We start from the raw sequence: 26,537 nt of genomic DNA on the forward strand, positions 1-26,537 counted from the left end.
CGGAGATTTCTGAGTACAACAGCGGTGACAGGAACACTTGTTCTGGGTCTTGGTTCTGCACAGGTGACCGCCGATACGCTTGCGGACGCCATGGTTGGTGCATACACGCACAGCGGGTTGCTTGATCAGAACCGTGCCTTGCTGCGTGCGGCGGACGAGGATGTGCCGATCGCACTGTCGGCACTGCGTCCCATCATAAATTGGACCGGCAGCATCACGCAGGAATTTGGGGATGTGACCAGCCAGGCCGGCATCTCGGGAAGTGCGGAATCCACAGATGTCATTCTGGCATTGAGTGCATCATTGCAATTGTACGACGGCGGTGCCGACCGGGCGCGGGTCGAGGCGACAAAAGAGACAGTACTTGCCACCCGCGCATCCTTGTTGAATGTCGAACAGGGGCTGCTTTTGCGCGCGGCGACCGCCTTCATCAACGTTGGACGACAGCAGAATTTCGTCGCTCTGAGCCAGAACAACCTGCGCCTTTTGCAGGAAGAACTGCGTGCTGCGAATGACCGTTTCGAAGTGGGCGAAGTGACGCGTACCGATGTGTCCTTGGCCGAGGCTGCCGTGGCACAGGCACGCAGCAACCTAGCGGATGCACAGCGCAATCTGATCCAGGCGCAGGCAGAATACACCAATGTTGTTGGGCGGCGCCCGTCACAGCTATCGCCACTGCCTGGACTGCCGCGTACCGAGACAAACGTTGCTTCAGCCCAAGCTGTGGCCGTGCGCAACCACCCGGACATGGAGACCGCGCGTCGGCAAGTGTCTGCGAGTGAGTTGCTCGTCACAGCGGCCGTCAAAGATACATTGCCGGTCGTGTCGTTAGAGGGAGCTTTGGGGGTTCAAGAAGATTTCGGCAATCCGGACAGTGGCAGAACCGGATCGATTGGGGTTGAGGTGACCGGTCCAATCTATCAGGGCGGTAGTCTTTCGGCGCTCGAGAGACAGGCAATGGCATCACGGGATGCATCCCGCGGGAACCTCCACAATGTGCGTCATGGCGTGCAGCAGGACGTTGTAAATGCCATTTCGGATCTGGAAGCGGCACGGGCCAGCCTGGCCGCATCCGAACGCCAAATTCGCGCGGCCCGCATCGCATTCCAAGGTGTGCGCGAAGAGGCAACATTGGGGGCCCGGACAACGCTTGACGTTCTGGACGCCGAACAGGACCTGCTTGATGCGGAAACCAACCGCATCGCGGCGCAGGCTGATCAATACATCGCTGCATATTCGGTTTTGGAATCGATGGGGCTGTTGACAGCGCAACGTCTGCAGCTTCCGGTGCAGCTGTATGATCCGGCGGCCTACTACAACCTGGTCAAAGACGGTCCTGCAAAGCGATCGAGGCAGGGTAGGCAACTGGACCGGGTACTTCGGGCACTTCAAGTAGACGATTAAGGTTTTCAGCATAGTATTGTGCGACTCTCACCCGCGGGGTAAGCTGAGGCCGAGGTTGAGAGTGGTACTTTGACATGTCTGATCCAATGACCAACACCGAGGTGGAGGACGTCTTGGCGTCTATTCGTCGTCTGGTGTCCGATGACAACCGGCAAGCGCCGGAGAGCGAAGCGGCAGCGTCATCCGACAGGCTGGTCCTGACGCCTGCGCTGCGCGTGACCGACGATGTCGAAGAGGAACGCGACAGTGTGGACGAGGCCGCGGCCGATGATGTCACCGATATCGCTGACCAAGAGGTTTCGGAAGCCCAACAGGATGATCTGCCTGAGGACGAAACGCCTGCGTTCGAACTGACGCATGAGGCCCCTGACGAGGGCAGTGATGATGGCGATGAAACCACTCTTGATGACGTTGAGGACAAGCACGAAGACACCTCTGCGCCCGAAGAACATCCCATAGCACTTGATGCGGTCAATCTGGATCAGGACACGCTCATGTCCATTCAGGATGCATTTGACGATGTCGATGACGAGGATGCACTTGCGACAGCAGAGGCCGAGCCGACATTGAACGATGAGGCGACGACACTCAGCGCAAAGATTGCAGCGCTCGAGACGCTGATTGCCGGACAGACTGACGAATTCGAGCCGGACATGGCTGGGGATGGAGAGAATGCGGGCACGGAGCCACCCGCTCTTGCTTGGGAAGATGCGGATGAAGAGGTGAGCAACCCGGATCCGTCTCCGCATGTTGACGTTGAACCGGATACAGAGACTGCCAATGTCGAGGGCGCGCAGATATTCTCCAGCGACGAAGATGTGCTGGATGAAGAGGCACTTCGTGACTTGGTGAGTGACATTGTGCGCGAAGAGCTGCAGGGCGCATTGGGCGAACGCATCACACGCAATGTGCGCAAACTGGTTCGGCGTGAGATTCACAGGGCACTTGCCGCGCAAGACCTGGAATAGAGTTGCCAGCGTTCAGCCTATTTCGCTGTCCGGAGCGGTCGTGAATACGCCAGCTCATTTACTTGTTGGCGCTGCTGTATTTGGTGGACGCACGCACCACAAAATCCTTGTCGCTGCCTTTGTTGGGGCAATCCTGCCGGACCTGTCGCTCTATGTTATGGCAGGTATATCCCTGTTCGTGCTGGGGATTCCGCCAACGATTGTCTTTAACGATCTCTACTTCTCGAACACGTGGCAAACTGTGTTTGCCGTCGACAATTCGTTTGTCGTTTGGGGGGTATTGTTCGGTTTGGCCTGCTGGCATCGGACACCATGGGCTGTCGCTTTGACCGGTGCGGCCTTGCTGCATGTGTTCCTGGATTTCCCACTGCACCACGACGATGGTCGACCGCATTTCTGGCCATTCAGTTGGTGGGTGTTCGAAAGCCCCATCAGCTACTGGGACCGTGGCCACGGTGCCGCATGGATTGCGCCGATCGAAGCCGCGCTTGCCACATTTTCTGCCGTGATCCTTTGGCGTCGGGGGCTGCCAGCGTGGGGCATTGCGTGTGTCGTACTCCTGTTGCTCGCCGAGCTTTGGGTTGTACGCCAGTGGCTGTTCTTCTTTTCAAACGGATGAGCAAAAGAAAACGCGCCCCGTAGGGCGCGCTCTCTTTATAGCAGCGATGGCTGCGATCAGGCCGCTTCGGCCTGTTGTGCCGCATTGCGGCGCTCTGATTCTTCGCGGCTCAGGGCGACAGATGTGCGGACGCCTTTGCCCACGAATTCCATCAGGCCTTCCACAACCCGTTCGTTCGGGTCGATACCCGCACAGCTCAGCACTTCGCGCCCGTCGCGCGAGCGTGCCCAGCGGGCGATCTGCTCTGGCCCGTTGCCATATTTCTTGTCGTCGGCGATTGCATCGTCGAGTGCAGCCAACACAACGGCTGCGAATAGTTTGCGTGCACGGTTGCCTTGCTCATTGTTAAAGGCAGTGCCGTCAACGAAATCTTTCATTCGTCGTCCTTCCTTTATTCTTGCTCTTGTCTTTCCGGCGTGGCGCCCGTTATGGACGAACTGCTCCGATTCGGATACCCTGTTTTTGCATGGCTGCCCTGCATGAAATGCATGCCTAGCTGCTGACGCAGCACAGTATTTCGTTGTCTTGCCGGGACCCACTACGCGAGATATAGGGACCAACAACTTTTCATCAACCTTTCGTCAAGGTTTTGCCACATGCCAAAAATCAACGGAAACGAGATCCGCCCCGGAAACGTGCTTGAGCACAACGATGGTCTATGGGCCGCGGTAAAGGTGGATCATGTCAAGCCCGGCAAGGGTGGGGCCTTTGCCCAGGTCGAACTGCGCAACCTGCGCAACGGATCGAAATTGAACGAACGCTTCCGCAGCGCCGACAAGGTTGAACGGGTCCGGCTGGAGCAGAAGGACCAGCAATTCCTGTACGAGAATGACGGGATGCTGGTGTTCATGGATGCCGACACCTACGAACAGATCGAACTGCCTGCCGAACTTCTTGGCGACCGGCGCCCGTTCTTGCAGGACGGCATGACCATCGTGGTCGAATTCTACGAGGAAGAAGCGCTGAACGCGACCGTACCGCAGAAAGTCACCTGCAAGATCGTCGAGACGGAGCCGGTTGTGAAAGGCCAGACTGCGGCGAACTCGTTCAAGCCCGCAATCCTCGACAACGGGGTCAAGGTGATGGTGCCGCCCTTTGTCGGACAGGACGAAGACATTATCGTGAACACCGAAACGATGGAATACGCGGAACGCGCCTGAGGCGTTTGCATCAGTCTTTATAGACGGTTCGGCGGGGCGCATTGCGCCCCGCCTTCTGTTTGTGCCGTTCGTTTCCAGACGCGGTCGCTTTGACAACTCACTGCGCGGGTATCTGCCACAGCTGCTCAAGGTCGTTGATCATCCCGAAAAGCCTGCAATAGCTGCACGCAATGCAGTTGCGGGGCACGCATCACCAACATGAGCCTGGCCATTTCAGAACGGTGTCCCGAAAACAGTCCATGACGCACGCAGCGCACTCCCCTCTCATGATACGGCCAAGCCTCTGGTTACATGGTGCCAGCCTGACCTGTGCAACCTGGCGGAAGGTCATTGATGGTTTGCCTCTGGCCCAGACACCGAACTTGCCCGCAGTCGAAACGGATGCGCGCGTCGAAGCATATGCCGACATGTTGCAGCCCCTCGCACCCGACGGAGCTGTACTCGTTGGGCACTCTCTCGGGGGGATGGTCGCCTTGGAACTGGCCGCGCGCACCCGGCCTGCGGCATTGATCCTGATCGAAGCTGTCCCAACGGTTGTCGATACGTTTGCGGGTCGACTTGCAGGGCGTGTCCTTCCGGCGGTCCTAAAACGCATCCCGCCGCGCCATCTCGCCGGTCTGACCGGGGTAGGTGAGCCAAAAACCGTCGCTCGGGAATTGCGTGCGCAAATCCCGCATTGGGGCGCTGATGCGATTGCCGATCAGATGCGCGCCGCTGCGGCCTATGACGGGCGGGGTCGGCTCAGTAAAATCGCGGCTCCAACACTTCTGGTCCGCGGCACGCGCAACCGCGCCACCCGTCGGGGTATGAACGCGCTTGCAACAGGGATCGTCGATTCAGAATTGCTAGAGCTTGATGGAGGGCATAACCTGCCACTGGAAATGCCAGAGACCGTGCGAGTGCAGATCGACGCGTTTCTGACCCGCAGGCTTGGTTCATTGCAGCAGATACGCCAGACTTGAAAGAAGCCGCTTCAGCCGTCGCTGCGCGTAACGGTGGCTTCCCCGGCCTGCATGGTGCCTTTGGCCCGGTCAAAACGCAGATAAGCGATGGCCCGATCTCCGGCCCGTGACAACAGCGTCCCGGCAGCCTTGCCATCCGCCAAAATCTCGGTCCCCGGCGCGGCATCCCCGGTCACATCCACCTGTGCCAAACCTTTGCGCAGGGTCGTCTTGTGTTTCATGCGGGCGGTCACCTCTTGTCCGACATAGCAACCTTTGCGGAAATCCACGCCGTGCAAGGCCTCAAACCCGACCTCAAGGATGAATGTGTTGGACGTGAGCTCCACGTCTGTTTCAGGGATCAGGTGCGCAACACGCAGCGCTGTCCAATCCGTGTCGTCCTCGGCCTGTGGCGCATCACGATAGGCGCGCCAACCCAAATCGGGGTGGCGCGGGTCTGCGAGCCCGTCTTCTGGAGTATCCCCAAGCCCGCGGTGCAGGTGCAGCGCTGTATCCTCCAGCGTGACGTTCGCGCGCAGTTTGTACATGCTCAGCCGCTGACGCAGCATATCGGCATGATCTTCATGCGCATCCAGGAGCACCTTGTCCCCGTCGGCGGCCAGAAAGAAATCAGAGATGTATTTGCCCTGCGGCGTCAGCAAGGCGGCATAGACCAATCCGTCGGCCAGCCCATCCACATCATTGGTCACCAGCCCCTGCAGGAAGCTGTGCGTGTCAGGCCCTGACAGGCGAAAGATATGGCGGCGCGACATGGGTGTTCCTTTTCGATCTTCCTCTTGTCATATAGCAGCGCGAACTCCATCCGAAAGGGGCCGAAGTGCCTGCGCCGATCTCCGTCATCATTCCGACACTGAATGCCGAGGCTGCACTGGGTCCAACCCTTGCCGCCTTGATGGAGGGTGTGGATGGAGGCCTTATTGCCGAGCTGGTTGTGAGCGATGGCGGTTCAACCGATGACACGCTGAAACGCGCGGATGCCTGGGGGGGCAACATCGTGACGGGTCCATCGTCGCGGGGCGGACAGCTACGTCGCGGATGCGAGGCTGCCCGGGCAGAATGGTTCCTGGTGGTGCACGCAGACACCGTTCTGTCGCCTGGCTGGTCCGAGGTTGTGTCGGCCCATTTGGGCCAACGGGACGCGGCGTACTTCAAGCTGCGCTTTGATCGGGGCGGCCGCGCGGTGGCCGCGTGGGCCAACCTGCGCGCACGCCTATTTGGATTGCCTTACGGGGATCAGGGCCTGTTGATCCGCCGCGATCTCTACGCCCGTGTGGGCGGCTATCCCGACATTCCGCTGATGGAGGATGTGGCACTCGCCCGTGCCTTGCGCGGCCAGCTTGTCCCGCTTGACGCGACAGCCGTGACCAGTGCCGAGAAGTACCGCCGTCAAGGGTGGGTGCGCCGCGGGGCACGCAATCTCTGGACGCTGACCCGATACCTGGCTGGTGCTGATCCCGAGGTGCTGGCAGCTGCTTATCGACGTTAGCCGAACAAGCGCGACCTCAGCCGCATGAACAGGCCCTTTGATGCGTTGTTCTCGTCCCGATCGCCCAGCACGTCAGACAGCGGTGCGTCGATGATTGTTTTGCCATCCTTAAATTGCAGGCGGTAGAGATCAGCGTAGATGCCGCCGCGGTCCAGCAGCTCTTGATGGGTTCCCGTGTCCATAACCTCGCCGCGATCCATGACGATGATCTGATCCGCGCTGCGGATCGTCGAAAGCCGGTGAGCGATCACCAATGTCGTGCGCCCTGCGGACAACCGATCAAGCGCGTCCTGAACCACTTTTTCAGATTGCGCATCAAGCGCCGAGGTTGCTTCGTCCAGCAGCAGGACGGGCGTGTCGCGCAGCAGGGCGCGCGCAATCACCACCCGTTGCCGCTGCCCGCCAGACAAAGCCGATCCGCGTGGGCCGACATGTGTTTCCAATCCGTCAGGTAGCTTTTCCACGAAGTCGGTGACATGCGCGGCATCCAATACTTCCTTGAGGCGTTCGTCGCTCACGTCGGTGCGCCCAAGCAGGATGTTTTCCCGCAGGGATTCATCGAACAGCAGTGCTTCCTGCGTGACCACCGAATACAGGCTACGCAGGGCTTCAAGGTCCATTTCGGTTGTCGGAGTGTCGCCGACATAGACGGTACCAGACTGCGGATCGATTAGCCGCGTCAGCACATTAAAGACGGTGGATTTTCCGGCACCGGATGCACCCACAAGAGCTGTTGTCTCTCCGGGCTTGGCTATCAAAGAAACACCACGCAAAACCGGTGCCTCACCATAAGACAATTCGACATTCTCAAGGCGGATTTCCGGAACACCAGCCGGTGCAGGTTTGGCGTTCGGCGGGGATGTCAACGCCAACGGTGTATCCATCAATTCCTTGACCCGTTCAATGGACGCCGCAGCCGCTTGCCACAGACCTGAAATTGCCCCAAGTCGCCGCATTGGGTCAAAGGCAAACCCCATTGCTGTAAAAAATGTCATGAACTGGCCGATGGTCTTGTCGCCCGAGATGATCTCGGACCCGCCGTACAGGATCACAGCCATGAACCCGACGCCCGAAATCATGTCAATCATCGCAGGAATGGCGGCCCCACCAAATGCGGTCCGTGTTTCGGTTCTGATGAACCGATTGGTGAGCCCACGATATTGTCGCGCCTGATAGGCTTCAAGGGCGTTCAGCTTGACCTGAACGATCCCATGGAAAACTTCGTCCAGACGGGTCGAAAGACCGGCACCCAGATCACGTGACTTACGTGCCTGTTTACGCACATAGCGTTGGGCCATCGCGGCTGGAAGCACCAGAACCGGGATACCAATCAGCGCCAGCATCGCCCAGATCGGGTCGACGCTGATTGCTACGCCAAGAAGGACGATCAGTCCCAGGAAATCACGCCCCGCGCCGGTGATGATCGCACGCCACACATTGCCCACAGCCCCAACATCACCTTGTACCCTCTGGATCAGATAGCCCGGTGGATGGGATTGGTGAAATGCGCCGTCTTGCAGCATGATCCTGTCCAGAAGGTCCATACGCAGAGCGGCCGATGTTTTTAACGCCACCTGGGTCAGGATCAGCTTTTGGATAACCGATGACGTGGCCCGCACGATAAAGATGCCGACGACAAGAGCGCCGACCCAGACCAGCATGGCTGAATCACCCTCAACAAATACCTGATCGAACATGGGCTGCATCAGGTAGCTCAGGGCACCCAACATGGATCCTTCGATCAGCATGAACATAACCGCCACACTCATCAGGCCGCTGTGTTTCTTCAGATAGCCGCGCCAGATCCAGCTCAAAAGCTCGCGGGAATCTTCGGTGGGGGTGAAGGGGGCTTTGGGCTCTGTCACGCGTGGTGTCTGTCGGCGTTACGCCGCGCTCCGGTAAGGGACGTTGGATGGAAGCTCTAGCGCGGCGCGCGCTGGGGGGCAAGCGCAGCAGACCGATTGACGCCGGGACGCTGCGCGCTACGGTGCGCCGGTCAATTACATGGCGGAGAGCATTCATGACATCACCATCCAAAGGTCGTTCGGGGCGCGAATATCTGGCCATTCCCGGCCCTTCGGTGATGCCCGACGCGGTCTTGCAGGCCATGCACCGCGCCGCGCCGAACATTTACGCGGGCGAGATCGTGGATATCGCGGCCAGTCTGGTCCCAGATCTCAAAGCCGTGGCCCGAACCCAGGGGCACCTGGCCATGTATATCGGCAATGGCCACGCGGCATGGGAGGCGGCCCTGGCCAACGTGATTGCGCCTGGCGACACCGTGCTCGTGCCCGCAACGGGCCGTTTTGCGCATGGATGGGCTGAAATGGCCGAGGGGCTGGGCGCAACGGCGCAAATCCTCGATTTCGGCAAGCGCGCGCCGTGGAACATGGATCAGATTGCCGAGGCGTTGCGCGCGGACACAGCGCACAAGATCAAGGCGGTCCTGGCCGTTCATGTCGATACCTCGACCTCGGTGCGCAACGATGTTGCCGCCTTGCGGGGGGTGATGGATGAGGTCGGGCATCCCGGCCTGTTGATGGCCGACTGCATTGCGTCACTGGGGTGCGACGCATTCGAGATGGACGCCTGGGGCGCTGACGTGATGGTCGCGGGGTGTCAAAAGGGGCTCATGGTCCCGCCGGGCATGGCCTTCGTCTTCTTCAATGATAAGGCTGACGCGATGCGCCGCGCGATGCCACGTGTCAGCAAATACTGGGATTGGTCACCCCGGGCCAATCCCGAAGAATTCTACATGTATTGGAATGGCACCGCGCCCACGCATCACCTCTACGGTCTGCGCACCGCTTTGGACATGATCCATGCCGAGGGGATGGAGGCGATATGGGCGCGCCATACCAAACTGGCCCGCGCAATCTGGGCCGCATGCGAGGCGTGGGGCGAGGACGGCCTGCTTGAGCTGAACGTCGTGGATCGCGCGCACCGCAGCTGTGCCGTCACGGCCCTGCGGCTGGAAAGCCCACATGCCACCGCGCTGCGTGATTGGACCGAACAAAACCTTGGGCTGACACTTGGGATCGGGCTGGGCATGGCACCTCCCGGTGACCCGGCGTGGCACGGCTTTTTCCGCTTGGGCCACATGGGGCATGTGAACGGACACATGATCATGGGCCTGCTCGGCGGGATCGAGGCCGGGTTGTCGGCTCTGGGCGTTCCACATGGGCGCGGCGCATTGGACGCTGCGGCTGGAGTGATCGCTGACGTCTGAATGCGGACGCCCCGGGCAAAGCGTACAACAGCAACAGGCCGATGGTCAGGCAAAGCATATGGATGAACACTACAAGGAACAGACGCTCGTAGAGCTTTATGACACCGTGAACGCGTCGCGGAATGATTTTGATTTCTACTGCGCGCAGTTGCCCGACCCGCCAAGCCGCATCCTTGATGTTGGATGCGGCACAGGGACGTTCGCGATCGAACTGTCGGTTGCAGGCTACGCTGTCACTGGCATCGATCCGGCCGGCGCGATGATTGCTGCCGCACGGGCCAAACCGGGGGCTGAAGATGTGCGTTGGGTTGTGGGTGAGGTGTCCGATCTGGATCCAGACATGCGCTTCGATGCTGTCGTCATGACCGGGCATGCGTTCCAGTGTCTGCTGCGCGACGATCAGATCATGGGCCTGTTTCAAAACATGGCGCAACGTCTGGCACCGGGTGCTTCGTTTTGGTTCGAAACCCGGAACCCGGCGGCAAAGCCCTGGCTGCGCTGGACCCCGGAACATGCCGGGCCGCCCAAGACACTTGCGGACGGGCGCATTCTGCAAGTTACCCATGATGTCCAATCGGTCGAAGGTGAGTTCGTCACCTTTTCCGAGAGCTACGCGTTCCAAAACGGGCACGAGGCGCTGTCCACGCAAAGCTGCCTTCGGTTTCTGTCTCTCTCTGCCATCAAGGGGTTGGCAGCGCGCACGGGCCTGTCCGTTCATTCGGTAAGCGGGGACTGGAACGGGGAAGCATTTGACGACCGCAGCCCCGAGATCATTCTAGAACTAAAAAGGCTGGACTAGCCAACCCGGACAGCACCGCGCGTGCGCTGCGCGGTCTTCAGATCTGTTTGCCTCTGCGGATGGACGCCGCCTGTCGCTGCGCGGCCCAGACTTTGCCACGCTCAATCAGATGGTTCACACCCAGACCAAGCAGCATTGCCGCAATCAGGCCCCAGATCGCCCAGATCGCAACCAGGATCCACGTAATGTTCACCCCGAACATCACGATGCAGGCGTTTTTGTAGTTGGGCGCGGTTCCGATGTTGTGATCGTCCACTGCGGCCTCCGGGTTCTCCCCATCGACTATAATACGGCAAACCGCCCTGTCAGCCCTTTCTCGCGTCATTGAGAGCGGTCGGGAGCGCCGTGGCAAAGGCATCGAGGTTTTCAGCCGTGCCACAACTGACCCGGATGCAGCGGTTCTGGGGCGCGGCAAAGGGCATGCGAACAAAGATGCCGCGCGCGATCAGCCCGTCCAGAACGGCCTTGGCAAAAGCGCCATCCGCACCGCAATCAATGGCGACAAAGTTGGTGGCCGAGGGCAGGGCGGCCAGCCCGTTGTCGCTTGCGATCCGGGCAATGCGATCGCGCGCCCCGCCAATCTGCTCCTGGACATGGCCCAAATAGGATTGATCTTGCAGCGCGGCCAGCGCTCCGGCCTGTGCGGCGCGGTTCATGCCAAAATGGTTGCGCACCTTGTTGAACGCATCAATCAGGGGGGCTGCCCCGATGGCATAGCCGACGCGCGCGCCCGCAAGACCATAGACCTTGGAAAAGGTGCGCATGCGGATCACGCGCGGGTCGCCCGGATCGATCTCCGGCGCCGTGCCCGGTGGCGCGCATTCGATATAGGCTTCGTCCAGAACAAGAACACAGCCATCGGGCAATCGATCCAGCGCCCGTTCCAGCGTCTTTCCATCATGCCACGTGCCCATGGGGTTGTCCGGGTTGGCAAGGTAAACCAGCTTCGCGCCGGTCTCTGCTGCCTTGGCAAACAGCGCCTCGGGGTCTTCATGGTCGTCGCTGTAGGGGACGGTGTGCAGCGTGCCGCCATAGCCCGCAACGTGGTAGTTGAAGGTCGGGTAGGCACCCAGCGATGTCACGACATGGTCACCCGGCCCCACGAAAAGGCGCACGAGGTAGCCCAGCAGGCCATCGATCCCTTCGCCCACCATGATATGCTGCGCATCGATCCCGTGATGTGCGGCAAGTGCTTGACGCAGATCGTGATTTTCCGGGTCGCCGTATTTCCAGAGGTCCACTGCCGCCATGGCTTCGGCAACCTTGGGCGAGGGGCCAAAGACGCTTTCATTGGCGCCCAGCCGCGCTTCGAACGCGGCACCGCGTGCGCGCTCCTGTGCTTCGGGGCCGACAAAGGGCACGGTAGAGGGCAGGCTGGCGGCGAGCGGGGTCAGGCGAAGATCGGTCATATCGAGAGGGGTAGCGCGGCACGCCATGGCGGGCAATGCCCTTACGTTCTGCTGGTATGGGATGCCGGTTTGCGCTTCTCTCGCTGTCAAAGGAGATTGCCCATGTCAGATCGTGTATCCGTTACCTACGAAAACCACATCGCCCATGTGCGCCTGACCCGCGCGGACAAGATGAACGCGGTGGATCAGGCCATGATTGACGGGATCATCGCCGCCGGGAACGAGGTGGCGGCCAGCAACGCCCGCGTCTGCGTGATCTCAGGCGAGGGCAAAGGCTTCTGCGCAGGCATCGACATCGGCGGCTTGGGCGCCATGATCGGCAAGGACCCGGTTGATTTGATGATGCCGCGCACCCATGGGGACGGAACCACCAACCAGTGGCAAGAGGTGTCCATGGTCTGGACCCGCGTGCCCATGCCCGTCATTGCCGCTGTGCACGGCGTGTGTTTCGGTGCCGGGATGCAGCTGGCGCTTGGCGCGGATATTCGGATCGCGGCACCCGATGCGCGGTTCGCGGTGATGGAGATGAAATGGGGCATCGTGCCGGATATGGGCGGCATGGTGTTGATGCCACGGTTGTTGCGGTCGGATGTGATGCGCAAGCTCACCTACACGGCAGAGCCGATTTCAGCCGAGCAGGCAGAGGCTTGGGGCCTGGTCACTGAACTGGCGGATGATCCGTTGGCAGCGGCGATGGCACTGGCTGAGGCGCTGACGTTGAAATCACCAGCTGCCTTGCGGGCGGCCAAGGCGTTGATCGGATATGCACAGACGCACGCGCCTGACGACATCCTGTTGGAAGAGAGCCGCGCGCAGGCGGGACTGATGGGCACGCCCGAGCAGATGGAGGTTGTCGCGGCGCAGATGCAGAAACGGCCACCTGTGTTCAAAACCTGAGGCGCGGGGGCGGATATTCCTTGGTTGCATGCGGATGAATGGCGCGATGCAAGTGCCGCCTGTCAGACATTCTGATCATTGGGCACCTGTCAGCCGGGTGATCCACAGGCGTGTAGCAACTGAATGAAGCACGCGCTTGGTGCGTTCGACACATGCTGTGGCGCTCGACTTCGGCAAAACTGAAAGCCGGATCGCGCTTTCAATTGAGTTATCGATGCATCTCCTGCGTGGTTTCAGGCATGATGAAGCGGTCCTGAGGGATCTCTGCGATACCGGTGATCTCGATCAGCAGTCTGTGATCATAAAGGGACGACACTTCCAAAGTGGTTGTCACAGGAAAGGGCGCTTCAAAGAAGTTCGCCCTGATCTCGCCGCACTGCATGAACGCCTGAATATCCGTCGTGAATTGCTGAAGGGACACGATGTCGCTCATCTGTCCACCCATCGCGCCAAGGATGTCGGCCACGTTGTGCAAGACTTGTGTCACCTGAGCCGACATATTACCGTCACCGACAATCTCGCCGTCACGGTCGAGTGCGACCTGTCCTTTGAGGTAAATCGTCTTTCCGCCACCCGAGATGACGGATTGTGAGAAGGCCCCGAACGGGCTCCAGATATTGGGTGGATCGAAGCTCTTTGCCATGCTGCGCCCTTTCAGCCCTGAAACAGGGGGTGGTCGAATGTCGAATGCTGCAAGGCGACCTTACCGCTTTGAAACCACGCAAGCGATGGAAAGTCTCGGGGCGTTCACTGTACCCACATTTCCAGCACGATGGGCGAGGGGCTGACCTTGCGGCGGATCATCCAAAAACGCTCTGGACGTGGTGTGTAAGGCACCGCCCGGAAGGACCAAACGATGCGGCGATTTGCCTGCCGGTCGGCCTTGTCTTTGAATGGTGGGGCAAAGGCGCCTCGTGTGACCGAGGAGCGGCGCGATCTTTGGATCTTGTCGAGCAAGACGAAATCTTGTGCTGTGGTCAGGGGCGTTTGCAGGGCTATGAGGCCACAATCTCACCCCTTCCTTTTCATTTGTTGCGCAAGTGCGCAATATTGTTGCGCTGCGGCCACAGGGTTTCCGCAGCGTCATTTCCACTGTTGAGCGAATCCTGCATCCCATGGATACAGCGCCTCCCGACAGTTCAGGTCGGACCCTAGCGGCAAGAGGTGATCACTCTTCCGGTGCGGGCGGCGCTGCCGACCTCGTATACCAGGGCCGGGTTGACCCAAGGGACGTGGTTTGGGTCCACGCACGATGTGTAGCTCAATCGGTAGAGCATCAGACTGCGAATCTGAGTGTCTTGGGTTCGACTCCCGTCACAACGACCATGGGTAAAGTGGAAACACTTTGGGTTCGACTCCCACAAGGGCTGTCAAAGGCTCTCACACTTTTGGATCCGGGGTTGCCCCAGCAGGGCGGACCTCGCGGCATGATGGCTTCGGGCATTGCGCCAAGGTATCCGCACCTGCTCTGACCTCGGGTCGGGCACGTGACTGATGGCGCGCGGGCGCAGGTCCAGGCCGGGTGGATTTCGATCCACCCCATGCCCCGACCGGTGTTCAGACGTCCTCTCGTTGCGGCCCCACCTTTGGTTTTGGCGCGGGGCGGCTCCGGGTCTTTCCCGCCCGTGACCGGGCTTCACACCTGTCAGCCATGATGGCTGCAACCCTCTGAAACCAAGAAGGAGTTCGCGCTTTGCGACGACGATGATCCGAAAGATATGAAGGAGACACGACATGACATTGATAGATTTTGTGATGGGGCGGCGGATGCTGACCCTGACGGAAACCGAGCGGGCGCTGGTGATGCGCAAGGGCCGGTTTGACACCATTCTCGGGCCCGGACGGCACGGTATTGCATGGCGCAACACCGACATACTGCGGTTCGACATGTCGGAGCCTCACTTCAAGTCGGACTATATCGACGCGCTTGTGAAAACGCGGCCCGATCTGGCCCATGCGTACCTGACTGAGGTGCGGACCGGAACCGATGAGGTGGCAATCCTGAACCGGGATGGCCGGGCGTTCGAGGTGGTGACACCTGATCAGCGGACCTTTGTCTGGACCGATGCAGGGCCGTGGACGGTGGATCGGATTGACCTGACTGAGGGTCACGAGGTGCCTGTTGCGCTGGCGCAGCGGCTCATGCGGTCGGGTTTGACCCGGGCGCTGACCTCGACCGAGGTGTCGGCCGGTCATGTGGGCATCCTGTCGATCGACGGGGTTGTCACGCGGCAGCTGCCCTCGGGCACGCACTGGTTCTGGATGCTGGGCCGGAAGCACGGGGTCAAGCTGGTTGACACACGGTGGCAGGCTCATGAGGTCGGCGGGCAGGAGATCCTGACCCGGGACCGGGTGTCGCTGCGGGTGAACCTGTCGGCCGACTACCGGGTGACCGACCCTATGCGGGCGGTGGCAGAGGCGCGGGACTTTGTCGGTGCGCTGCACCTGTCGCTGCAGCTGGCGTTCCGGAAAACTCTTGGGGCGCTGACGCTGGACGAGGTGCTGGCCGACAAGGTGTCGGTCAGCGCGGATGCCGCGGCTCAGGTGCGGACCGACATGGCGGCCCTGGGCATCGAGGTGGGTGAGATCGCGCTCAAGGACGTGATTCTGCCCGGCGAGATGCGGGACATCCTGAACCAGGTGGTTGCGGCCCAGAAAGAGGCCGAGGCCAACGTGATCCGGCGGCGCGAGGAAACGAACGCAACACGGTCGCTGCTCAACACGGCCAAGGTCATGGCGGAACATCCCGTCATGCTGCGACTGAAAGAGCTGGAAGCGCTGGAAACGATTGCCGGCAAGGTCGAGCGGCTGACCGTACACAACGGGGCCGAGGGGCTGATGCGGGACATCGTCCGGCTGGAGGACTGAAGCAAAGGTCCGATCCGGGGTGATCCCGGGTCGGCCCATTTTCTTGCGGGCGCGGGCAAGCCGCGACGCGATTTTTTTTGAATGGGGGCTCTGCCCCCAAACCCCCGAAGTTTGTCTGGCAAGATGAAGAAGGATCAGAGTTCTTTGAGGCGGGTGGGGGCTCCTTGGAGTTTTTGAGGTGTGATTTTTTCGCCCACGTCGATGACGTCAGCGATGGGCAGGCCGAAGGTGTCGCCGGAGGCGGTGAGCGCGATGGTGCCTTTGGGGAGACTTGTGTCTCCGTTTTGAGCCTGGCGAAGCGCTGACGGCGCGCCTTTTTGCGTGTTTAGGAGGTTTGGATCTGCGGCTCGAACCCTTTGAGTAGGCGAGGAATATTAGCACTGGCGGGCACATGAATTTGCGCGGGGGCGAAGCGGATGGCTTCAATCAGTTTGATCACCCAGTTGAGTTATCTGTCGGCTTCACTGTTGACCAGATCGGCGGTGAAGGTGGAGCCGTTGGCGTGGATCAGGTGCTTGGACCGCGCCTTTTGCGGTCACAGGTTTTCGATGATTAAGGATGTGATCGGGTGCAACAAGATCAGACATTGGTCGAATACTCGGGCGTAGGTGGCTTCGTTGATACTGGGCTTGCCGTTGGAGGGCATGTGCGCCGTCGCGCCCATCGGGATGTTGTTGCGTTTGGTGACCTGATAGTCGCCGAAGCCGTGGGTACCCGTGATCTTGACCGTGCCGGAGCCGAATGTCGCGTTGGGGTATCCGCCGAGATCAAAGATCGAGCTGTTTCGCGACAGCAAGGGCCACGGGGGCTGGGTCGGCGATGTCGGCGCGCGCGGGCCTCTACGGTGCCGGATGCGGGCAAATCGGCGTCGCAACTGGTGCTGGACACTGCGCGTGCACGCGATAGGTTCGCCCGTGACAATGCCCCTCGGCAGACAGGAGTGTCCCCATGGAAAAATTTGGCAAATCCCAGCCCGTGAAACGCCGCGAGGATGTGCGGTTCTTGACCGGAGAGGGGCGCTATGTGGATGACATTGCCCCGGCGAACGCTTTGCAGACCTTCGTGTTCCGGTCGCCGGTCGCGCATGCTGTGATTACCGAACTGGATGTGAGCGACGCGCGCGAGGCCGACGGAGTGCATGCCGTCTATGTTCTGGTGGACCTCGAAGCGGCAGGCATGAACGTTGGAATGCAGGGTGCGACGGTCAAGAATCGCAACGGCACGGATGGTGCTGCACCTGAGCGGCCCATTCTGGCGCGCGGCCATTTGCGCTTTGTGGGCGAGCCTGTTGCCGTCATCGTGGCTGATACGCTGGCACAGGCCCGTGACGCGGCCGAGATGATTATGCTCGACTATGATGATCTGCCCGCCAAGATGGATATGGCGTCAGGTGGCGAGGTGGTGCACGCCGAAGCACCGGACAATGTGGCCTATGACTGGCATATGGGTGACGAGGCGGCGACCCAGGCGGCCTTTGACGCAGCGGCGCGCATCGTGTCGCTGGATGTGGGGGACAACCGCGTCATCGTGAACTCGATGGAGCCGCGCGGCTGCTATGCAGAGCCCGAAGGGAACCGCGTGCATGTGGCCATCAACGGGCAGGGCGTGTGGGGGCCGAAAGACCAATTGGCCAAGGCGCTGAACGTTCCAGCAGACGATATCCGCGTGACCAACCCGGACACCGGCGGCGGTTTCGGGATGAAGGGGATGATGTACCCGGAATATTTCGTCGTGGCCCATGCCGCCCGCACCCTGAAGCGTCCCGTGCGCTGGATGTCCGAGCGGACCGAGGCGATGTTGTCGGACAATGCAGGCCGCGATCTGACTTCGCTGACCGAACTGGCCTTTGACGAAAACCATCGCATCATCGGCTACCGCGTGTTCACCGAAGCGAATATGGGCGCCTACAACTCGCAATATGCGCAAGCCATTCAGACGCAGCTGTTCAGCCGCGTGCTGACCGGGGTTTATGACATGCCCGCCGCGTATCTGCGCTCTGTCGGCTACTACACCAACACCACACAGGTCGACGCCTACCGGGGCGCGGGGCGGCCCGAAGCGATCTATATTCTTGAGCGTGCCATGGATCGGGCAGCGCGTGAATTGGGTGTGGACCCGCTTGAACTGCGCCGCATCAACTTCATCAAGCCCGCGCAGTTCCCCTATGACACGCTGGTCGGTGAAACCTATGACGTGGGCGATTTCGACAAGGTGCTGACCCGCGCCGAGGCAGAGGCGGATATCCCCGGCTTTGCCGCGCGCAAAGCTGCCGATGCGGCAGAGGGACGCCTGCGCGGTCTGGGCCTGTGTTACTATATCGAAAGTATTCTGGGTGATCCTGCCGAAAGTGCGAAGGTCGAATTCACAGAAGAGGGCCGTGTGAACATCTATGTCGGCACCCAATCGAACGGGCAGGGGCACGAGACGGTCTATGCCCAGTTCCTTGCTGATCAGACCGGAATCCCGGTGGACATGATCGACGTGGTGCAAGGGGACAGTGACCGGATCAAGCAGGGTGGCGGCACGGGTGGGTCCCGGTCCGTGACCGTGCAGAACACCGCGACACTGGCGACGGTGGATGTGATGCGCGAGGCGTTTGTCGCGTTCCTGAGCGAGGAAGAGGGGGTGCCTGCCTCCGATATCTCCTTTGATGATGAGCAGTTCCGGATGGAGGGGTCGAACATGACGCCGACCATGCTCGAGGTGGCCGAGATGGCCCGCGAGAAGGGGCGCGAGGACATGCTGGTGCATGAACAGCGCACCAAGCTCGAGGCGCGCAGCTTCCCCAACGGCTGTCATGTTACAGAGGTTGTTGTGGATCCCGACACGGGTGTCGTGGCCGTGGACCGTTATGCTGTCGTTGACGATTTTGGCAATCTTATCAACCCGATGCTGGCCGAAGGTCAAGTGCATGGCGGGGTTGTTCAAGGCATCGGACAGGCGCTGACAGAGCATGTTCAGTTCGACGAGGACGGCCAATTGCTCACGGCAACGTTCATGGATTATGCCTTGCCCCGCGCCGATGACGTTCCTTACATCGGGTTTACGTCAGAGCCGGTTCCGTCAACCGCGAATGTCATGGGCATGAAAGGATGTGGCGAGGCTGGCACGGTCGGTGCGTTGGCTGCGGTGTCCAACGCGGTGCAGGACGCGCTGTGGGAGCACGGCGTGCGGCAGGCGGATATGCCATTCACACCGATGAAGGTTTGGGACTTGATGAAAGATGCTCGGATCGCGGCTGAATAATGCCATCTCGAACTGGTTGAAGAACCGGTTCGGGGCAGGCTTGCCAAAAGTGGCCCCGCCGACGCGGGGCCAGACGATCCATGTCATCATCATCGATGGCACCATGTCGACGCTGGAACCCGGCGATGAAACCAACGCCGGACTGACGGCCAAGCTGCTCGGAGAGATGGGCAGCGAGGTGTCGCTCTATTACGAGCCGGGCCTGCAATGGTCGCATTGGCGCAAGGCGGGTGACGTGATCTTCGGTCGCGGGATCAATCGGCAAATCCGGCGCGCCTATGGCTATCTTTCTTCGCGCTACCGGCCTGGCGACAAGGTGTTCCTGCTTGGATATTCGCGCGGGGCCTATGCCGTGCGGTCGTTGGCGGGCATCATTGATCGTGTGGGGTTGCTGAAGCCAGAGGCGGCAACGGAGCGTAACATTCGCGACGTCTACCGCCACTACGAGTGCAGCCCTGACGGCGATGCTGCGCGTATTTTCGCGCGAAACAATTGCCATGCGCAGGTCGAGATCGAGATGATCGGGGTATGGGATACCGTGAAATCCCTTGGCCTGAACATGCCGTTCCTGTGGCGGCTGAGTGCGCCGCGTCATGCGTTTCACGACCATCAACTGGGCAGGTCCGTGAAACACGGGTTTCACGCGGTGGCCCGGAACGAAACCCGCGTCGCCTATGCTCCCGTGATGTGGGACACCACCCGGGACTGGGACGGGCACCTGGTCCAGATGTGGTTTCGCGGTGTGCATGGCGACATTGGCGGGCATCTCTCGGGGCGGCGCGCATCGCGCCCGCTGGCCAATATCCCGCTGGTCTGGATGCTGGAACAGGCGGACGCCTGTGGCTTGCCCTTGCCCGAAGGGTGGGCCACGCGGTTCCCGCAAGATGCCGAAGCGCCATCCATGGGAACCTTTGCGGGCTTCGGCAAATGGTTTGTCACCCGAAAACCGCGCCGCGCTGGGCTGGACCCGTCAGAGCGTGTTCACCCCTCTTTGACGCAGGCCCCATCACCACGATCCTGGTCGGAATGGGTGGCCGATCTGCGTGGAACGGGGGCCGACGCTCTTTGATCCTGAGCGGATCAAATTCGCCCGGCCCACCGTCCCAGGTGGGTCAGCGCATTTTCATGATGATGCAGGTTGTGGAGCCCGTGGCATAAAGCTTGCCATCGTCGACACCGCGAATTTCGCCCGTCGCGACACCTGTGCTGCGCCCCGCGTGATCGACACGCCCGGTGCAGGCGATTTCCATGCCCAATGGGATGCCGCGCGTCAGATTGATCTTGTATTCAAGCGTTGTGTAGACCGATCCGGCGGGCACCTTGGTCATCACGGCGCAAGCCATCGCACTGTCCAAAAGCGTGCCGTACCAACCGCCATGGACAGTTCCCATCGGGTTGGTCACGTCGAATTCCGGCGTGCCGCGGAAGGTGACCAGGCCGTCCTGTACTTCATGTAGGGCATATCCCAACGTGTGGCCGATGGGTGGTCCGGGAACGGTGCCGTCCAGAATGCCCTGCATGAAGTCGAGGCCAGACATCGACAGGAGCTCGTCCTGGCTGGGCAGGTCCGTGATGCTTTGGGCGAGGCGGGGCATGTCTGTCTCCGGCTTGTTTTGCCGAGACGGTAGTGCGATCAGACCGATTGGTCTAGTGGCAAGTGAAGGAAAGGGTCAGCCCCCGCTTTGCGGACGCCACGGGAGTTGACTTGGCGAGACGAAGTCGATCAGGCGACGTTGCGCATTTGCCTGGGCCGAACGAGGCCAAGCGCGCGACAGACTTTGAGCGTGAGGTCGGGACGATTGAGCGTGTAGAAATGGAGCTTGTCCACACCTTCGGTGATGAGCGTATCGCACAGATCGGCGCAGTGGGTCAGGGCAAAGAGTTGTGCCCGGTCTTCGCGGTCGGCCCGGTCAAACGCGGTTGCAGTCGCCACCGGAATGGGCGTGCCGCATCTTTCTGCAAAGCTGCGCGCGCGCGTCCAGTTGGCCACGGGGAAGATACCCGGAGTGATGGGCGCGGTGATGCCGGCAGCCGCGCAGGCATCACGGAAGCGCAGGAAGCTGTCGGCCTCAAAGAAGAACTGGGTGATCGCTTCGGACGCGCCTGCCTCAATCTTGGCCTTCAGCCAGTCAATGTTTTGCTGGGCCGAGGCCGCGTCCGGGTGGCTATCGGGGTAGGCGCCCACGCGGATGGTGAACTGGCCCATACCCGACAAGGCGCGGATCAGGTCGACACTGTCCGTAAAGCCGTCTGGGTGCGGTGCGAAGGCGCCGCCGCCCTGTGCATCGCCGCGCAGGGCCACGATGTCCTTAACCCCGCTGGCCGCATATTTCTCTGCGGTACGCAGAACGTCGTCGCGGCTTTGACCCGTGCAGGTCAGGTGCGCTGCAACCGGCAGGCCGGATGTCTTGCGCAGGGTCCGGGCGGCTTCCTGTGTCAGCGACTGTGTCGTTCCACCCGCGCCATAGGTCACGGAGACAAAGCGCGGGTTCAGGGGGGTGAGCGCCTGCACCGTGTCCCACAGGTGGAATGAAGCGTCGAGGGATTTGGGTGGAAACGTCTCGAACGACAGGGCGACATTGGGCGTGGGCATGCGGCAGGCTCCTTTGGGCTTGTTGTACAATGCCCTGACGCGTATCTTGAGGCAAATTCATAACTCTCAAGATAAACATGAGTTCCGTATGCATATCGAGTTTCGCCATCTGCGCACGATCAAGGCCATTCACGAAGCCGGTGGCTTGGCACGTGCCGCGGATCAGTTGCACATCACCCAGTCAGCGCTGAGCCATCAGATCAAGGGGCTGGAGGATCAGGCCGGTGTGGAGCTGTTCGTGCGCCGCTCGAAGCCATTGAAACTGTCAGCGGCCGGACTGCGCTTGCTGCGGTTGGCCGAACAGGTCTTGCCGCAGGTCGAGGCAGCGGCAGCGGAGTTTTCCTCCTTGCGCGACGGGTCGTCGGGTCGCTTGCATATCGCCATCGAATGTCACGCCTGTTTCGAGTGGCTGTTCCCGGTGCTCGAAATGTTTCGCAAAAGCTGGCCGGATGTGGATGTCGATATTCGCCCGGGCCTTGCCTTTGATGCACTGCCCGCGCTGATGAAGGAGGAGGTGGATCTGGTGGTGTCTTCGGACCCTGAAAATCTGCCTGGGGTGACCTTTGTCGAACTCTTTGATTACGCCCCGGTTTTTGTAGCTGCATCATCCCACCCGCTGGCACAGAAACCATATGTTGATGCGGCGGACTTTCGGGATCAGACCTTGATCACCTATCCGGTGGAACGCACCCGGCTGGATGTGTTCAGTCAATTGCTAATCCCCGCAAAGGTCGAACCGGCGGCTGTGCGTCAGGCTGAACTGACGGCTGTTATCTTGTTGTTGGTCGCTTCCAATCGCGGCGTGTCAGTATTGCCCGATTGGGTGGTGCGCGAGGTGAAGTATTCGAGCGATTACGTCACACGCCCGCTGACCAGGGAAGGGTTGACCCGGCGTCTATATGCAGCGGTGAGAGATGATGATCTGGGCAAACCTTATATGGACAAGTTGCTTGATCTGGCGCGTGTTGAAGCACGGAAACTGCAGGCAGCGTGAGGTCGGGGCTGGCACTGTTTGCTACGCAAATGCGCCCACCCACCGACCCAACAATCCGTGTCACACAAGTTTGACGATCTGTTTGCCGACATTTTTTCCTTCGAGCAGACCGATGAAAGCCGCAGGCGCGTTTTCCAGCCCCTCGGCGATGTCTTCAACAACCTTGATCTCGCCATTCAGGACTTTGGGGGCGACTTCTTTCAAAAAGCTTGGCAGCCGGTCCCAATGGTTTGAGATGATGAAGCCGTTGACGGACAGGAATTTGACAAGGATGGGCCGCCAGAGTGCGGGGGCGGACAGCGGTGTGTCGGCCCCGGCGCCCAAGCCCCCGGCGTTGTACCACGAGATCATACCGCAGACTGGGATACGCCCATGTGGGTTCATTAGTGGCATGACTGCTTCCAGAACCTTGCCGCCCACGTTTTCGAAGTAGATGTCGATGCCCTTGGGGGCTGCGTCCTTGATCGCGGCGCGGAGCGAGCGGGCATCTGCGTGAGCACGGTGATCGATGCAGGCGTCGAAGCCGAACGTGTCAGTTGCGAGTGCGCATTTATTTGCGCCGCCTGCAATGCCGACGGTCCGCAGGCCAAGGGATTTGGCAAGCTGGCCGACCATGGAGCCGACGGGGCCTGTGGCGGCTGCGACCACGAGCGTTTCGCCCTGTTTGGGCCGCCCGTATTCCATCAGTCCGTGCCAGCCGGTGAAGCCCGGCATGCCAAGGACGCCGAGGGCTGCGGTGAGCGGGCCCATGTTCGGGTCCAACTTGCGCAGCATCTTGGCGTCAGCCACCGCATGTGTGGCCCAGCCGAACATGCCCAAGACCATGTCGCCGGGCGTAAAGCCGTCAGCGTTGGACGTCAGCACTTCGCCCACGCCGCCGCCTTCCATCGTGCCGCCGATCGGTACAGGCGCCGCGTAGGACTGGGCGTCGTCCATGCGCCCGCGCATGTACGGATCCAGTGACATGTAGTGGACGCGGACAAGAACCTCACCTTGCGCAGGCTCCGGGATGGGGGCAGTTTCAAGGGCGAAGTTGTCTGGTGTCGGGGCACCCGTGGGGCGGCTGGTGAGTGTGATGTGCTGCATTTGGTCGGGCATTGTGTATCCTTTCCTGTTGGCATCAGTCGATCAGTCCCGTGCCCCCTTGGCAACCGTGTATCCGCGGCGTATAGCGCGCCCTTGATCTTTCCCATCTCCGGAGCATCCCGATGCAAGGCAGCGCAAATCTCAACATCATGATGAAGGCCGCGCGCAAGGCAGGCCGTTCGCTGGTCAAGGACTTCCGCGAGGTGGAGAACCTGCAGGTGTCGATGAAGGGCGCGGGCGATTTTGTGTCCAAGGCCGACCTCGCCGCCGAAGAGATCCTGAAGGAAGAGCTGCGCACCGCACGTCCGAACTATGGCTGGTTGGCCGAAGAGGGCGGCGAGGAAGACGGCGAAGACCCTACGCGCCGCTGGATCGTGGACCCGCTGGATGGCACCACGAACTTCCTGCACGGTCTGCCGCATTGGGCCGTATCCATCGCGCTTGAACACAAGGGTCAGGTCGTGGCGGGCGTCGTCTATGACGCGGCCAAGGACGAGATGTTCTTCGCCGAAAAGGGCAACGGTGCCTTCATGAACGACAGCCGGTTGCGCGTGTCGGGGCGGCGACAGCTGATCGAGAGCGTGTTTGCCACCGGGCTGCCCTTTGGCGGGCGGTCCGATCTGCCCGAGACACTGAAGGAACTGGCACGCCTGATGCCCACTTGCGCCGGGGTCCGTCGCTTTGGCTCGGCAGCGCTGGATTTGGCCTATGTCGCGGCGGGTCGCTATGACGGCTATTGGGAACGGCGCCTGAACGCGTGGGATTTGGCCGCTGGCTTGCTGATCGTGCGTGAAGCGGGTGGGCTGGTCGAGCCTCTGACCGAAGGCGGCAGCATCCTAGAAGATGGCGAGATCATCTGTGCCAACGAACACATGTTCGCACCCCTGGCCAAGATCATTCGCGTTTAAGACTTTAAAGTCGCGCGTCGATCGGACCTCAGTTTAGCGGCTCTCCGGCTTCTTATCCGGAGCCGCATCCGACGGGTGATTCACCCCATCATGCCACGGGATCGGTTCGTGGTCCGCCGGGTTCACCCCGTCAAGCGCACCCATGTTCACCCCGATCTCGTCGGGGTTCGAGCGGCGGTTGTGGTACATGTATATGCCGCAGACATTGCAAAAGTGATGCTTGGCCGTTTTCGTACCCCATTGATACGTCGTCAGGTTCTCCGCGCCCCTTATGATCCTGACGCCATCCTTCGGCGCGGTGACGGCGGGCGCGGCCCGGCGGCGGCAGAAGGAACAATCGCACCGCCCGGCACTCGCCAAACCGTCGCTCAACGTGACCTCAAGCACGACGGCACCGCAATGGCATGACGCTCTCATCGCCGCACCTTGGGGATGCGAGACATGGCATAACGGGCCTCGGGATGGGGCGGGTGCCCCTCCGTGCGCTGCCAGAATGCGGGCCCGCCGCGCCTCAGCCAGACCGGAATGGTCAGAAGGATGCCCGCGACAAAGCCGCCTGCATGCGCCCAATACGCCACACCACCGCCGTTCGGATCACTGCCGACGCCACCCACAAACTGCATGCCGAACCAGATGACCAACATGATCCAGGCGGGAATGGGGAAGATGCGAAAGATGATGATCAGGATCAGCAGAATGTCGACACGCGCCTTGGGAAAAAGCAACAAATACCCGCCCATCACACCGGCAATGGCCCCCGACGCACCCACAACTGGCACCACCGACCCCGGGGCAGACAGGATGTGGATCGCACTCGCCGCGATTCCGGTGGTCAGGTAGAAACCAAGGAAGGGCATATGCCCCATCTCGTCCTCCACATTGTCGCCAAAGATGTACAAAAACAGCATGTTGCCTGCCAGATGCAACCAACCGCCATGCAGGAACATGGAGGTGAGCAGCGTCGAAAATCCGTCCCCGGACAAGATGCGCGCGGGGATCGCGGCATAGTCAAAAAAGAAACGGTTCAGCGCGCGCTCATCGGCAAACAGGCTGACATAGCTCAGGAACACCACCACGTTGATCGCCATCAGCGCGTAGGTGACATAGGGCGTGCGTCCGGAAGGGTTGTGGTCACGGATTGGAAACATGCAGCCACAGTTGGGGTTGGCGTAGCAAGCGTCAAGGACTCAGGGGCCCGGCCCGTCATTTCCCACCGACCGCTCCATGCGCCACAGCGCAGTTTTCTAATCAAACGGGAAAATTTCGCCAAACAATTGTCTTTTTTCCGCGGTAACACGTCTGCAACACGCTCATTGCTGACTGGAAAAATGCAAGATGGCCACAGACCCAACGTCGAAGACAACGCCCGATATGTTCCTTGAACAAGAGGCGGGGCGCTATCACTACAACCGTGTCTTCACCTTCATATCCTGGTGTTTTTTCGGCGTGGCGATGCTGACGCCGCTGGCGACGGTCCATGTTTTTGCGGATCCGTCCAGTTCTGACATGCAAAACATAAAGGCACTGATTGCGCTTTTGCTCAGCCCGATCCTGGCGTTGACGACCTACAGCCTCGCCCGGAACTTCAAAGAGATCAGGATTGATCGCGCGGGCATTAAGGTGCTGCCCTATGGCCTGCACATCGCATCCGAACATATCGATGACATCCGCTACGGCAAAAACTTCGCGGGCGTCAGAACGATCGAGATCAAGGTAAACAAGCCCTACAGGGTGTTCCAGATGGCGTTGTGGTCGCTGGGTCGCAAAGTAACACTGGGCTTCAACCCGAAACTGTTCAGCTCTGCCCACGGTGAAGCGAACTAGGGACAGGTGCCAATGATGGTTTGATCCCGCAGGGGGCGAAACATCCTGGCCGCCTTGCGTATTGGCAAGGCGGCGCCCATGCGGC

29 protein-coding genes and 1 tRNA gene are annotated in these 26,537 nt (G+C 60.6%); 17 read left to right on the forward strand and 13 right to left on the reverse strand.

Annotated elements, in window-relative coordinates:
- The first annotated feature begins 24 nt into the window (after positions 1 to 24).
- The 3 genes from Q1A51_RS07120 (at position 25) to Q1A51_RS07130 (ending at position 2,991) form a co-directional block, all read left to right on the forward strand.
- Entirely contained in the window at positions 25 to 1,404 is a 1,380-nt protein-coding gene (locus Q1A51_RS07120) for a TolC family outer membrane protein (RefSeq protein WP_299598195.1), read from the forward strand.
- Between the two features lie 86 nt (positions 1,405 to 1,490).
- Complete coding sequence (locus Q1A51_RS07125) at positions 1,491 to 2,372, forward strand: hypothetical protein (protein ID WP_299671218.1); 882 nt, start codon at positions 1,491 to 1,493, stop codon at positions 2,370 to 2,372.
- A 40-nt stretch (positions 2,373 to 2,412) separates the two neighbouring features.
- Positions 2,413 to 2,991 carry a cobalamin biosynthesis protein CobQ gene (locus Q1A51_RS07130; RefSeq protein WP_299598189.1) on the forward strand — a complete coding sequence of 193 codons (579 nt, stop codon included), beginning with the start codon at positions 2,413 to 2,415 and terminating at the stop codon, positions 2,989 to 2,991.
- 56 nt (positions 2,992 to 3,047) lie between these two features.
- Here Q1A51_RS07130 and Q1A51_RS07135 read toward each other — a convergent pair whose 3' ends face one another.
- Positions 3,048 to 3,368, reverse strand: coding sequence for a DUF6280 family protein (locus tag Q1A51_RS07135; RefSeq protein ID WP_039684470.1), 321 nt, complete (start codon positions 3,366 to 3,368; stop codon positions 3,048 to 3,050).
- A 219-nt stretch (positions 3,369 to 3,587) separates the two neighbouring features.
- Between Q1A51_RS07135 and efp the strand changes: the two genes are divergently transcribed.
- Positions 3,588 to 4,151, forward strand: a complete 564-nt coding sequence (efp, locus tag Q1A51_RS07140) for an elongation factor P (RefSeq protein ID WP_189369669.1) — start codon at positions 3,588 to 3,590, stop codon at positions 4,149 to 4,151.
- Between the two features lie 266 nt (positions 4,152 to 4,417).
- Positions 4,418 to 5,113: an alpha/beta hydrolase gene (locus Q1A51_RS07145; protein ID WP_299598184.1), complete on the forward strand. Its 696-nt coding sequence runs from the start codon at positions 4,418 to 4,420 to the stop codon at positions 5,111 to 5,113.
- A gap of 11 nt (positions 5,114 to 5,124) precedes the next feature.
- Here Q1A51_RS07145 and Q1A51_RS07150 read toward each other — a convergent pair whose 3' ends face one another.
- Positions 5,125 to 5,865: a folate-binding protein gene (locus Q1A51_RS07150; RefSeq protein WP_299598181.1), complete on the reverse strand. Its 741-nt coding sequence runs from the start codon at positions 5,863 to 5,865 to the stop codon at positions 5,125 to 5,127.
- A 65-nt stretch (positions 5,866 to 5,930) separates the two neighbouring features.
- On the opposite strand from Q1A51_RS07150, the gene Q1A51_RS07155 reads away from it, so the two are divergent.
- Positions 5,931 to 6,599 (forward strand): TIGR04283 family arsenosugar biosynthesis glycosyltransferase, encoded by a 669-nt coding sequence (locus Q1A51_RS07155; protein WP_299598178.1) that lies wholly within the window; start codon positions 5,931 to 5,933, stop codon positions 6,597 to 6,599.
- Here Q1A51_RS07155 and Q1A51_RS07160 read toward each other — a convergent pair.
- The gene (locus Q1A51_RS07160) at positions 6,596 to 8,464 is read right to left on the reverse strand and encodes an ABC transporter ATP-binding protein (RefSeq protein ID WP_299598173.1); all 1,869 of its coding nucleotides are present in this window, start codon (positions 8,462 to 8,464) and stop codon (positions 6,596 to 6,598) included. The genes Q1A51_RS07155 and Q1A51_RS07160 overlap by 4 nt on opposite strands.
- Positions 8,465 to 8,619: 155 nt before the next feature.
- Here Q1A51_RS07160 and Q1A51_RS07165 point away from each other — a divergent pair, with 155 nt between their 5' ends.
- Positions 8,620 to 9,828 carry an aminotransferase class V-fold PLP-dependent enzyme gene (locus tag Q1A51_RS07165; protein WP_299598170.1) on the forward strand — a complete coding sequence of 403 codons (1,209 nt, stop codon included), beginning with the start codon at positions 8,620 to 8,622 and terminating at the stop codon, positions 9,826 to 9,828.
- 58 nt (positions 9,829 to 9,886) lie between these two features.
- The gene (locus Q1A51_RS07170) at positions 9,887 to 10,627 is read left to right on the forward strand and encodes a class I SAM-dependent methyltransferase (protein ID WP_299598167.1); all 741 of its coding nucleotides are present in this window, start codon (positions 9,887 to 9,889) and stop codon (positions 10,625 to 10,627) included.
- Positions 10,628 to 10,664: 37 nt separating this feature from the next.
- Here Q1A51_RS07170 and Q1A51_RS07175 read toward each other — a convergent pair whose 3' ends face one another.
- Positions 10,665 to 10,952, reverse strand: a complete 288-nt coding sequence (locus Q1A51_RS07175) for a hypothetical protein (protein ID WP_299671221.1) — start codon at positions 10,950 to 10,952, stop codon at positions 10,665 to 10,667.
- Positions 10,933 to 12,036, reverse strand: coding sequence for a pyridoxal phosphate-dependent aminotransferase (locus tag Q1A51_RS07180; RefSeq protein ID WP_299598163.1), 1,104 nt, complete (start codon positions 12,034 to 12,036; stop codon positions 10,933 to 10,935). Before Q1A51_RS07180 ends, Q1A51_RS07175 begins: the two co-directional genes overlap by 20 nt.
- Before the next feature lie 102 nt (positions 12,037 to 12,138).
- Between Q1A51_RS07180 and Q1A51_RS07185 the strand changes: the two genes are divergently transcribed.
- Positions 12,139 to 12,933, forward strand: a complete 795-nt coding sequence (locus Q1A51_RS07185; RefSeq protein ID WP_299598160.1) for a crotonase/enoyl-CoA hydratase family protein — start codon at positions 12,139 to 12,141, stop codon at positions 12,931 to 12,933.
- 208 nt (positions 12,934 to 13,141) lie between these two features.
- Here the strand turns inward: Q1A51_RS07185 and Q1A51_RS07190 are convergent, their stop codons facing one another.
- Both Q1A51_RS07190 and Q1A51_RS07195 read right to left on the reverse strand, forming a co-directional pair.
- The gene (locus Q1A51_RS07190) at positions 13,142 to 13,576 is read right to left on the reverse strand and encodes a RidA family protein (RefSeq protein ID WP_299598157.1); all 435 of its coding nucleotides are present in this window, start codon (positions 13,574 to 13,576) and stop codon (positions 13,142 to 13,144) included.
- Between the two features lie 104 nt (positions 13,577 to 13,680).
- Positions 13,681 to 13,890, reverse strand: a complete 210-nt coding sequence (locus tag Q1A51_RS07195; protein ID WP_299598154.1) for a hypothetical protein — start codon at positions 13,888 to 13,890, stop codon at positions 13,681 to 13,683.
- A 293-nt stretch (positions 13,891 to 14,183) separates the two neighbouring features.
- On the opposite strand from Q1A51_RS07195, the gene Q1A51_RS07200 reads away from it, so the two are divergent.
- The 3 genes from Q1A51_RS07200 (at position 14,184) to Q1A51_RS07210 (ending at position 16,357) form a co-directional block, all read left to right on the forward strand.
- A tRNA-Arg gene (locus Q1A51_RS07200) sits at positions 14,184 to 14,259 on the forward strand.
- Positions 14,260 to 14,667: 408 nt separating this feature from the next.
- Positions 14,668 to 15,801 carry a slipin family protein gene (locus tag Q1A51_RS07205; RefSeq protein WP_299598151.1) on the forward strand — a complete coding sequence of 378 codons (1,134 nt, stop codon included), beginning with the start codon at positions 14,668 to 14,670 and terminating at the stop codon, positions 15,799 to 15,801.
- A 391-nt stretch (positions 15,802 to 16,192) separates the two neighbouring features.
- Positions 16,193 to 16,357 carry a hypothetical protein gene (locus Q1A51_RS07210; RefSeq protein ID WP_299598148.1) on the forward strand — a complete coding sequence of 55 codons (165 nt, stop codon included), beginning with the start codon at positions 16,193 to 16,195 and terminating at the stop codon, positions 16,355 to 16,357.
- Here Q1A51_RS07210 and Q1A51_RS07215 read toward each other — a convergent pair.
- Complete coding sequence (locus Q1A51_RS07215; protein WP_299598145.1) at positions 16,337 to 16,597, reverse strand: class I tRNA ligase family protein; 261 nt, start codon at positions 16,595 to 16,597, stop codon at positions 16,337 to 16,339. The two genes, Q1A51_RS07210 and Q1A51_RS07215, sit on opposite strands and share 21 nt — an antisense overlap.
- 152 nt (positions 16,598 to 16,749) lie before the next feature.
- Here Q1A51_RS07215 and Q1A51_RS07220 point away from each other — a divergent pair, with 152 nt between their 5' ends.
- The gene (locus Q1A51_RS07220; protein ID WP_299598142.1) at positions 16,750 to 19,047 is read left to right on the forward strand and encodes a xanthine dehydrogenase family protein molybdopterin-binding subunit; all 2,298 of its coding nucleotides are present in this window, start codon (positions 16,750 to 16,752) and stop codon (positions 19,045 to 19,047) included.
- Positions 19,025 to 20,116, forward strand: coding sequence for a DUF2235 domain-containing protein (locus Q1A51_RS07225; RefSeq protein WP_299598139.1), 1,092 nt, complete (start codon positions 19,025 to 19,027; stop codon positions 20,114 to 20,116). The genes Q1A51_RS07220 and Q1A51_RS07225 overlap by 23 nt, the downstream gene beginning before the upstream one ends.
- Positions 20,117 to 20,159: 43 nt before the next feature.
- Here the strand turns inward: Q1A51_RS07225 and Q1A51_RS07230 are convergent, their stop codons facing one another.
- On the reverse strand, positions 20,160 to 20,642 hold the full coding sequence (locus Q1A51_RS07230; RefSeq protein WP_299598137.1) for a PaaI family thioesterase: 483 nt from the start codon (positions 20,640 to 20,642) through the stop codon (positions 20,160 to 20,162).
- 128 nt (positions 20,643 to 20,770) lie between these two features.
- Positions 20,771 to 21,640, reverse strand: a complete 870-nt coding sequence (locus tag Q1A51_RS07235) for a methylenetetrahydrofolate reductase (protein WP_299598135.1) — start codon at positions 21,638 to 21,640, stop codon at positions 20,771 to 20,773.
- An 88-nt stretch (positions 21,641 to 21,728) separates the two neighbouring features.
- On the opposite strand from Q1A51_RS07235, the gene Q1A51_RS07240 reads away from it, so the two are divergent.
- Positions 21,729 to 22,634, forward strand: coding sequence for a LysR family transcriptional regulator (locus Q1A51_RS07240; protein ID WP_299598132.1), 906 nt, complete (start codon positions 21,729 to 21,731; stop codon positions 22,632 to 22,634).
- A gap of 60 nt (positions 22,635 to 22,694) precedes the next feature.
- Here the strand turns inward: Q1A51_RS07240 and Q1A51_RS07245 are convergent, their stop codons facing one another.
- Positions 22,695 to 23,732, reverse strand: coding sequence for an NADP-dependent oxidoreductase (locus Q1A51_RS07245; RefSeq protein WP_299598128.1), 1,038 nt, complete (start codon positions 23,730 to 23,732; stop codon positions 22,695 to 22,697).
- Between the two features lie 110 nt (positions 23,733 to 23,842).
- Here Q1A51_RS07245 and Q1A51_RS07250 point away from each other — a divergent pair, with 110 nt between their 5' ends.
- Positions 23,843 to 24,628: an inositol monophosphatase family protein gene (locus Q1A51_RS07250; RefSeq protein WP_299598125.1), complete on the forward strand. Its 786-nt coding sequence runs from the start codon at positions 23,843 to 23,845 to the stop codon at positions 24,626 to 24,628.
- Positions 24,629 to 24,661: 33 nt separating this feature from the next.
- On the opposite strand, the gene Q1A51_RS07255 is transcribed toward Q1A51_RS07250, so the two are convergent.
- Positions 24,662 to 25,045: a GFA family protein gene (locus Q1A51_RS07255; RefSeq protein ID WP_299210500.1), complete on the reverse strand. Its 384-nt coding sequence runs from the start codon at positions 25,043 to 25,045 to the stop codon at positions 24,662 to 24,664.
- Positions 25,042 to 25,776, reverse strand: coding sequence for a rhomboid family intramembrane serine protease (locus Q1A51_RS07260; RefSeq protein ID WP_299598119.1), 735 nt, complete (start codon positions 25,774 to 25,776; stop codon positions 25,042 to 25,044). Before Q1A51_RS07260 ends, Q1A51_RS07255 begins: the two co-directional genes overlap by 4 nt.
- Positions 25,777 to 25,963: 187 nt before the next feature.
- Between Q1A51_RS07260 and Q1A51_RS07265 the strand changes: the two genes are divergently transcribed.
- Positions 25,964 to 26,452, forward strand: coding sequence for a hypothetical protein (locus Q1A51_RS07265; protein ID WP_299598116.1), 489 nt, complete (start codon positions 25,964 to 25,966; stop codon positions 26,450 to 26,452).
- Positions 26,453 to 26,537 lie beyond the last annotated feature (85 nt).

It is taken from the genome of uncultured Tateyamaria sp., from assembly GCF_947496075.1.
In the GTDB taxonomy this organism is placed as follows: Bacteria; Pseudomonadota; Alphaproteobacteria; order Rhodobacterales; family Rhodobacteraceae; genus Tateyamaria.

Coding starts and splice junctions, on each gene's coding strand:
- Q1A51_RS07150 (WP_299598181.1), bottom strand. CDS start 5,865: ATGTCGCGCCGCCATATCTTTCGCCTGTCAGGGCCTGACACGCACAGC.
- Q1A51_RS07205 (WP_299598151.1), top strand. CDS start 14,668: ATGACATTGATAGATTTTGTGATGGGGCGGCGGATGCTGACCCTGACG.
- Q1A51_RS07265 (WP_299598116.1), top strand. CDS start 25,964: ATGGCCACAGACCCAACGTCGAAGACAACGCCCGATATGTTCCTTGAA.
- Q1A51_RS07185 (WP_299598160.1), top strand. CDS start 12,139: ATGTCAGATCGTGTATCCGTTACCTACGAAAACCACATCGCCCATGTG.
- Q1A51_RS07255 (WP_299210500.1), bottom strand. CDS start 25,045: ATGAGAGCGTCATGCCATTGCGGTGCCGTCGTGCTTGAGGTCACGTTG.
- Q1A51_RS07250 (WP_299598125.1), top strand. CDS start 23,843: ATGCAAGGCAGCGCAAATCTCAACATCATGATGAAGGCCGCGCGCAAG.
- Q1A51_RS07230 (WP_299598137.1), bottom strand. CDS start 20,642: ATGCCCCGCCTCGCCCAAAGCATCACGGACCTGCCCAGCCAGGACGAG.
- Q1A51_RS07165 (WP_299598170.1), top strand. CDS start 8,620: ATGACATCACCATCCAAAGGTCGTTCGGGGCGCGAATATCTGGCCATT.
- Q1A51_RS07240 (WP_299598132.1), top strand. CDS start 21,729: ATGCATATCGAGTTTCGCCATCTGCGCACGATCAAGGCCATTCACGAA.
- Q1A51_RS07170 (WP_299598167.1), top strand. CDS start 9,887: ATGGATGAACACTACAAGGAACAGACGCTCGTAGAGCTTTATGACACC.
- Q1A51_RS07210 (WP_299598148.1), top strand. CDS start 16,193: ATGAATTTGCGCGGGGGCGAAGCGGATGGCTTCAATCAGTTTGATCAC.
- Q1A51_RS07180 (WP_299598163.1), bottom strand. CDS start 12,036: ATGACCGATCTTCGCCTGACCCCGCTCGCCGCCAGCCTGCCCTCTACC.
- Q1A51_RS07190 (WP_299598157.1), bottom strand. CDS start 13,576: ATGGCAAAGAGCTTCGATCCACCCAATATCTGGAGCCCGTTCGGGGCC.
- Q1A51_RS07225 (WP_299598139.1), top strand. CDS start 19,025: ATGCTCGGATCGCGGCTGAATAATGCCATCTCGAACTGGTTGAAGAAC.
- Q1A51_RS07220 (WP_299598142.1), top strand. CDS start 16,750: ATGGAAAAATTTGGCAAATCCCAGCCCGTGAAACGCCGCGAGGATGTG.
- Q1A51_RS07145 (WP_299598184.1), top strand. CDS start 4,418: ATGATACGGCCAAGCCTCTGGTTACATGGTGCCAGCCTGACCTGTGCA.
- Q1A51_RS07235 (WP_299598135.1), bottom strand. CDS start 21,640: ATGCCCACGCCCAATGTCGCCCTGTCGTTCGAGACGTTTCCACCCAAA.
- Q1A51_RS07175 (WP_299671221.1), bottom strand. CDS start 10,952: ATGACGCGAGAAAGGGCTGACAGGGCGGTTTGCCGTATTATAGTCGAT.
- Q1A51_RS07245 (WP_299598128.1), bottom strand. CDS start 23,732: ATGCCCGACCAAATGCAGCACATCACACTCACCAGCCGCCCCACGGGT.
- Q1A51_RS07125 (WP_299671218.1), top strand. CDS start 1,491: ATGACCAACACCGAGGTGGAGGACGTCTTGGCGTCTATTCGTCGTCTG.
- Q1A51_RS07260 (WP_299598119.1), bottom strand. CDS start 25,776: ATGTTTCCAATCCGTGACCACAACCCTTCCGGACGCACGCCCTATGTC.
- Q1A51_RS07135 (WP_039684470.1), bottom strand. CDS start 3,368: ATGAAAGATTTCGTTGACGGCACTGCCTTTAACAATGAGCAAGGCAAC.
- efp (WP_189369669.1), top strand. CDS start 3,588: ATGCCAAAAATCAACGGAAACGAGATCCGCCCCGGAAACGTGCTTGAG.